The organism is Vibrio sp. 10N.286.55.E10, from assembly GCF_002872555.1.
Taxonomy (GTDB): domain Bacteria; phylum Pseudomonadota; class Gammaproteobacteria; order Enterobacterales; family Vibrionaceae; genus Vibrio; species Vibrio crassostreae.
On record NZ_MCSD01000057.1, the window covers coordinates 85251 to 92164 of the forward strand.

The 6914-nt window shown below is 46.1% G+C and carries 5 protein-coding genes; 4 read left to right on the forward strand and 1 reads right to left on the reverse strand.

The window, feature by feature from the left end; genetic code table 11:
- Positions 1–50: 50 nt before the first annotated feature.
- Positions 51–176: a hypothetical protein gene (locus BCV39_RS23455; RefSeq protein WP_048658168.1), complete on the forward strand. Its 126-nt coding sequence runs from the start codon at positions 51–53 to the stop codon at positions 174–176.
- Between the two features lie 141 nt (positions 177–317).
- Here the strand turns inward: BCV39_RS23455 and hemL are convergent, their stop codons facing one another.
- A complete protein-coding gene (gene hemL / locus BCV39_RS20285) occupies positions 318–1613 on the reverse strand; it encodes a glutamate-1-semialdehyde 2,1-aminomutase (RefSeq protein WP_048605689.1) in 1296 nt (431 codons plus the stop codon).
- A 296-nt stretch (positions 1614–1909) separates the two neighbouring features.
- Here hemL and erpA point away from each other — a divergent pair, with 296 nt between their 5' ends.
- From erpA to BCV39_RS20300, 3 genes are all read left to right on the forward strand, one after another.
- Positions 1910–2251, forward strand: coding sequence for an iron-sulfur cluster insertion protein ErpA (gene erpA / locus BCV39_RS20290; RefSeq protein WP_004734539.1), 342 nt, complete (start codon positions 1910–1912; stop codon positions 2249–2251).
- 375 nt (positions 2252–2626) lie between these two features.
- Entirely contained in the window at positions 2627–3751 is a 1125-nt protein-coding gene (locus BCV39_RS20295; protein ID WP_102433058.1) for an efflux RND transporter periplasmic adaptor subunit, read from the forward strand.
- Between the two features lie 10 nt (positions 3752–3761).
- Entirely contained in the window at positions 3762–6851 is a 3090-nt protein-coding gene (locus tag BCV39_RS20300; protein ID WP_102433059.1) for an efflux RND transporter permease subunit, read from the forward strand.
- Positions 6852–6914 lie beyond the last annotated feature (63 nt).

A 6914-nucleotide genomic window follows, 5' to 3' on the forward strand; every position in this document is an offset into this window, starting at 1 on the left:
GAGTTTATAATGGCTGCAAAACAGAGAGTTAGCAATGAGGAGTTTTGATTATGGGATGCTGTGATAAAGATAAGAAATGCCAAGACGAACAACAGCAAACAAAAAAAGAGATCCCTTGGTTCAGAATGTTCCTTGGTACGCTGATGTTGTTGGTTTTCCTTTTCTGGGAACGTTAGACGCTTTTCGTTAAATTTCCGAACAAATTGACGGGTAATCCAAGCGGAAAGACTTGAGGCTGACTAAGTTGATGCATTAAAAAGGGCTGCGTTAATGCAGCCCTAAATTCAATCGGTTAGCGACTTAGAAAGTGCTTTCGATTATTTGCTTTCAGCAGCAATGATCGCAAGAGAGCGGTCAGCGGCTTCTAGTGTCGCATCTAGCTCTTTTGAACCATGAGCAAGAGAAGTAAAGCTTGCTTCGAATGCTGAAGGTGCAAGGTAAACACCGTGATCCAGCATTAGGTGGAAGAAGCGCTTGAAGCGTTCTACATCACACTTAGTTACATCTTCGTAGCACGTCACCGTTTCTTGGTCTGTGAAGAAGAAACCAAACATACCGCCAACTTGGTGTACTAGCATCGGGATACCGTGCTTGTCAGCAAGTTGCTTGAAGCCATTTGCCAGTTGCTTAGTTTTTGAAGCTAGACGTTTTTCGTTGCCTTCTTCTCGTAGAAGGTTCAAACACGCGTAGCCAGCAGCCATTGCAACAGGGTTACCTGAAAGCGTGCCTGCTTGGTAAACCGGGCCTGTTGGTGCGATGTATTGCATCACTTCCTTACGACCACCAAAAGCACCCACAGGCATACCGCCGCCGATAACTTTACCAAGACACGTTAGATCTGGCTTGATGTTGTAGTAAGCCTGCGCACAGCCTTCAGCAACGCGGAAACCTGTCATTACTTCATCAAAGATTAGCAATGCACCTTCTTGGTCACAGATTTCACGTAGACCTTCGTGGAAGCCCTCTACTGGTGGGATACAGTTCATGTTGCCCGCAACTGGCTCAACGATGATGCACGAGATCTCGCCTTTGTTTGCTGCGAACAGCTCACGTACTGAATCTAGGTTGTTGAAGGTTGCAGTCAGTGTGTGCTTAGCAAAATCAGCTGGAACGCCTGGTGAGCTTGGCTGACCTAAAGTCAGTGCACCAGAACCGGCTTTTACAAGTAGGCTGTCTGCGTGGCCGTGGTAGCAGCCTTCAAACTTAAGAATTTTGTCACGACCAGTGAAGCCACGAGCAAGACGAATCGCACTCATTGTTGCTTCTGTACCTGAGCTCACCATACGTAGCTGTTCCATTGATGGAACCATCTCAGATACAAGCTCAGCCATTTTGATTTCAGTTTCGGTTGGAGCACCGAAGCTAAGGCCGCGTTGAGCTGCTTCAATAACCGCATCACGGATAACAACGTGGTTGTGACCAAGGATCATTGGACCCCAAGAGCCAACGTAATCGATATATGCTTTACCATCAGCATCAAAAATAAGTGGGCCATCAGCGCGTTCAACGAAGATTGGAGAACCACCTACGCCATTGAATGCACGAACTGGAGAGTTTACGCCACCAGGAATAGTTTGCTGTGCTTTTTCGTACAGCTCTGCTGATTTGGTCATTGATATATCCTCTTTTGACTGTCGGACCAATTGGCACGCATTGTACCTATCCCTAATCCAACTAGGAATGCTTTCGCCCAGATAATCACCCGAATCTGGTTGTTTTGTGTTGTTACACGTTTTAATTGCCAGATATTGACGAGTTTACAACAGTAAAAGGAAGGATCCGGTGGTGAATACTTGAACGTTTCAGTCAGGTATTAGATAATCACCCGAATATAAGAAAATACTCAACAACTATGGTCTCGAATTAGATTTGTATCATGTTGTTTTTGACACAGGTAAGAGAGGTTGTCGTGAGCGAAGTAAATATCCCATTGTCTTTTTCTGATGCAGCAGCTACCCGCGTACAAACGCTAATCGCTGAAGAAGAAAACCCAGAACTAAAACTACGTGTATACATTACAGGTGGTGGTTGTAGTGGTTTCCAATACGGCTTCACATTTGATGAAAAAGTAAATGATGGCGACACTACGATTGTAAATAGCGGTGTAACGCTGGTTGTTGACCCAATGAGCCTACAATACCTTATGGGCGGCATGGTTGATTACACAGAAGGCCTAGAAGGCGCACGCTTCTTTGTGAACAACCCGAACGCTACAACAACATGTGGTTGTGGCGCATCATTCAGCGTATAGCTTGAAAGATAGCTAGAGTTAAAAGACAGCTTTAGCTGAAAGCTACACCATAAGGTTGTAAACGCCGAACTTATGTTCGGCGTTTTTGTTTTTATATCCCCAAATTTCTCTTCATAACAAAGCTCGGTTCTGAACAAGGCACTTGTTTTTCACGCAGCTTCAAAATTGATAAGACATATTAAGTCATTGCTTTTAAAACCATTCCAACCCTCTATTTTGACATTTTTAGTACACGGCATATTTTTTAAACTGTCGATAGCGTCCAACTTCGTTTGATTTTGGTCTGTTAAGGTTACCTATGTGTATCAGGAAGTTGCACATGACAGTGTTAAGCCATTTAGCGCGCCTTAATCACATCGGACAAAAGGATTTGTTATGCCCACTCTATCTTCTAACTCACCACTTTTTCAGAAACTGAAACAGCCGTGGCTGGTGTCTCTGATTTTAGTGATGTTGTTGTCTATCTGGCTTGGTTTAGGGGTGGGGCAGGCAGAAGAGTCGCCAGAGAAAAAAGCGACAGAAATCCCGTTAGCCAAAGTTTCCTTTCAAACCTTCACCTCATCACCCACCTTTAAAACCATTGATTTATACGGTCGAACGGCACCCGATAGGCATGCTCGATTAGGCGCGGAAGTCGCGGGAAAGATTGTTCGATTGAACGTTGTGAAAGGCGATGCGGTTAAAGCAGGGCAGGCTATTGCTCAGATTGATAAAGGTGACTTGGAAATACAGTTAGAGCGTGCAACGGCTCTGTATCGTTTAAAGCAGAAAGAGTTCAAAGCAGCGCAATCACTGAAGAAAAGAGGTCTGCAAGGTGAGATCGCCTACACCACAGCAGAGGCTTCGTTAACGGAAGCAAAAGCCATGATGCGCAATGCGGAATTGGCTTTAAAGAATACCGTTATTAGCTCGCCTTTTTCGGGTGTGGTTCAAGATTTGATGGTCGAGTTGGGTGACTTTGTTGGGGTTGGCGATCCGGTTGCGGGCGTGATTGACCTTGATCCTTTGGTTATTGAGGCCGATGTCAGTGAACGTCATATCCAGCATTTGTTAGTTAACCAGTCTGCCTTGGTTCGCTTGCTAGGAAGAGAAGAGGTGGAAGGGCGCTTGCGTTATGTGTCTCGAATTTCTTCGGCCTCAACTAATACTTTTCCAATCGAAATTGAAATCGATAACTCTGAAGGCCTACTGCCTGCAGGTGTCAGCGCTGAAGTGAAGCTCAACCTCGAAACAAGGGATGCTATCAAAGTCACACCTGCGATGTTGGCTTTGGATGAGGCGGGTAACCTTGGGGTCAAAACGTTGGTTTCAGTCGATGACTCACCAGTTGTGAAATTTGTCGGTATTCAACTAGTGAAGGCAGAGCAAGATGGTGTGTGGCTCACAGGTTTAGGTCAACGGGTCGATATCATCACCGTCGGACAAGGGTTTGTGCGTGATGGTGATTCGGTGATTGCGGTTGAGCAAGGTGCTGAACTCTCAAACGTAACAACTGAGTAGGAGATAACTGATGTATTCAATTATTGATGCAGCCTTGTCTCGTGCTCGAACAATGCTCTCTCTTTTGGCGCTCATCTTGGTTGCAGGTGTCATTACCTATATCACGATACCCAAAGAGTCGAGCCCTGACATTACCATCCCGATTATCTACGTTTCAGTCGGGCACCAAGGGATCTCGCCAACCGATGCCGAACGTTTATTGGTTAGGCCTATCGAGCAAGAATTAAGGTCGATTGAGGGCGTAAAAGAGATGACTGCAACCGCAGCGGAAGGCCACGCCTCTGTGGTGTTGGAGTTTAACGTTGGAGTCGATCTAACAAAGGCAATGGCGGATGTGCGTGATGCCGTTGATCTCGCCAAACCAAAGCTACCAGAAGACAGTGATGAACCGACCGTAAATGAAGTCACACTCGCTTCTGAGCAGCCAGTACTTTCTGTTGTGCTGTTCGGGACTGTACCGGAACGTACTATCGTACAAATTGCCCGAGAAGTGGGAGATAAACTCGAAAGCTATCGCCAGATATTAGAGGTCGATATTGCGGGTGATAGGGAGGATATCGTTGAAATCATCGTTGACCCGCTATTGATGGAGAGTTACAGCCTAGATCAAGCGGATATCTACAACCTGATCGCTTTGAACAACCGAGTGGTTGCCGCGGGTTTTGTTGATACGGGCTATGGTCGTTTTTCGGTCAAAGTCCCTTCGGTGTTTAATTCCTTAAAGGATGTGCTTGAGCTACCTATCAAAGTGGATGGTAAGCAAGTGGTGACATTTGGTGATGTGGCTACTGTTCGTCGAGCGTTTCGAGATCCAGAGAGTTTTGCGCGTTTAGATGGTAAATCTGCGGTGGTGTTGGATATCAAAAAGCGTGCAGGCGAGAACATCATCGAAACGGTTGAGTTAGTCAAAGCTGTAATGGCCGGGGCTCAGCAGCAAGCAGAATGGCCAAATAACCTGTTGGTCAAATACACCTGGGATGAATCGAAAGATGTGAAGATCATGCTTAATGATCTGCAAAACAATATTCTATCCGCCATCATCCTGGTGGTGATCGTAATCATCGCGATTCTTGGCGTGCGTACTGCTTTGTTAGTCGGCATTTCAATTCCGGGTTCATTCTTGACCGGACTATTGGTTCTGTCTGTATTTGGCTTAACCGTTAACATAGTGGTGCTGTTCTCTTTGATTATGGCGGTCGGGATGTTGGTTGACGGTGCGATTGTGGTAACTGAATTTGCCGATAGGCGGATGCAAGAAGGGGAAGGGCGTAAAGCAGCCTATCGAGATGCGGCTAAGCGAATGGCATGGCCAATAACGGCATCAACCGCTACAACTTTAGCGGCGTTTGCTCCACTCCTTTTTTGGCCAGATGTAACAGGCGAATTCATGAAATTCCTGCCACTAACTCTGATCGCAACGTTAACTGCCTCATTGATTATGGCGCTGTTGTTTGTGCCCGTGTTAGGTGGTTTGATTGGCAAACCTCAATACGTATCGTCTAAAAGCCAAGCTCGAATGGTGGCTTTGCATAATGGGGATTTCTCACAGGCGACAGGCTTAACCAAGGCGTATTACCACACACTTTCTATTGCGATTAAGCACCCCTTTAAGATTCTTTGTAGTGCGATACTGCTCGCGGTTGCGGTTGGTTTCACGTATTCAAAAGCGGGGCTCGGTGCTGAATTCTTCCCTGAAGTTGATCCGCCATTCTTTAATGTCAAAGTTCGCTCTCATGGCGATCTTTCTATTCAAGAAAAAGATGACATCATGCGCGATATTGAACAGATGATGCTGAATCATGATGAGTTCGATACCGTTTATACGCGAACCGGTGGTGACGACCAGATTGGTTTGATTTCGATAACGCCCGTCGATTGGCAATACCGCCGCAGTGTTAAAGCGATCATTGATGAATTAAAGGTGCAAACCGATCAATACGCTGGTGTCGAGATTGAATACAAGTTCCCTGATGCAGGACCTCCGGTTGAAAATGACTTGGTCATCGAGCTTTCTGCTAAAACACCTGAGCAACTTAATCAGGCCGCAAAAATTGTGAGAAACTGGGCTGATGGCAATCAAGCACTGACCAATATCAGCGACACTGCGAGTAAAGATGGCATCGATTGGAAGGTGGATATCCGCCGCGATGATGCCGCCCGTTTTGCAGCTGACGCGACCTTGGTCGGCAATACCGTTCAGTTCGTCACTAATGGATTAAAGATTGGTGATTACTTGCCTGATGATTCATCAGAAGAGGTCGATATCTTGGTGCGTTACCCGAATGATAAAAGGGATATTGGACGCTTTGACCAGCTGAGAGTGAAAACGCCAGCTGGCTTGGTGCCGATCACCAACTTTGCTCAGATTGTTCCCGACCATAAGCAAGATACGATTAAACGTCTCGATGGTAAGCGTGTGGTGAACATCATGGCGGATATGGAAGAAGGCTATAACCTTGCGCTGGAACTACCAAAGATCGAACAAGCATTAAGTGAGCTAGGGCTGCCGAGTAGCGTGGAATTTCGTATCCGTGGCCAAAACGAAGAACAAGAGAACTCGTCAGCCTTTTTACAAAGCGCGTTCTTGGTGGCACTAGCGGTGATGGCTTTAATTCTGATTACTCAGTTCAATAGTTTCTATCAGGCGTTCTTGATTCTAAGTGCAGTGTTGTTCTCAACGGTTGGTGTGTTCGTTGGTTTACTTATCTTCCAGCGCCCGTTTGGCATCGTGATGTCCGGTATTGGGGTGATTGCGCTGGCAGGTATAGTGGTGAATAACAACATCGTGCTGATCGATACTTATAACCAATTGATTAAAAGAGGCTTGGATAAGCGAGATGCGATTCTGAGAACCGGTGTTCAGCGTTTAAGGCCAGTAATGCTCACGACGGTCACCACCATTTTAGGTTTGATGCCGATGGTGCTAGAAATGAATATCGACTTGATTAATCAAAAGATAGAATTTGGTGCGCCGAGCACGCAATGGTGGTCGCAACTCGCTACGGCAATTGCGGGAGGCTTAGCATTCGCCACGGTATTGACCTTGGTACTGACTCCTTGTTTATTAATGTTAGGGCGAGATAAGAAGCCGGAAAAATAGTAGATACAGTGGTTCGATGAACATAAAAAGAGCGCCTTGGTGGGTAATGCCGATCAGTTAAGA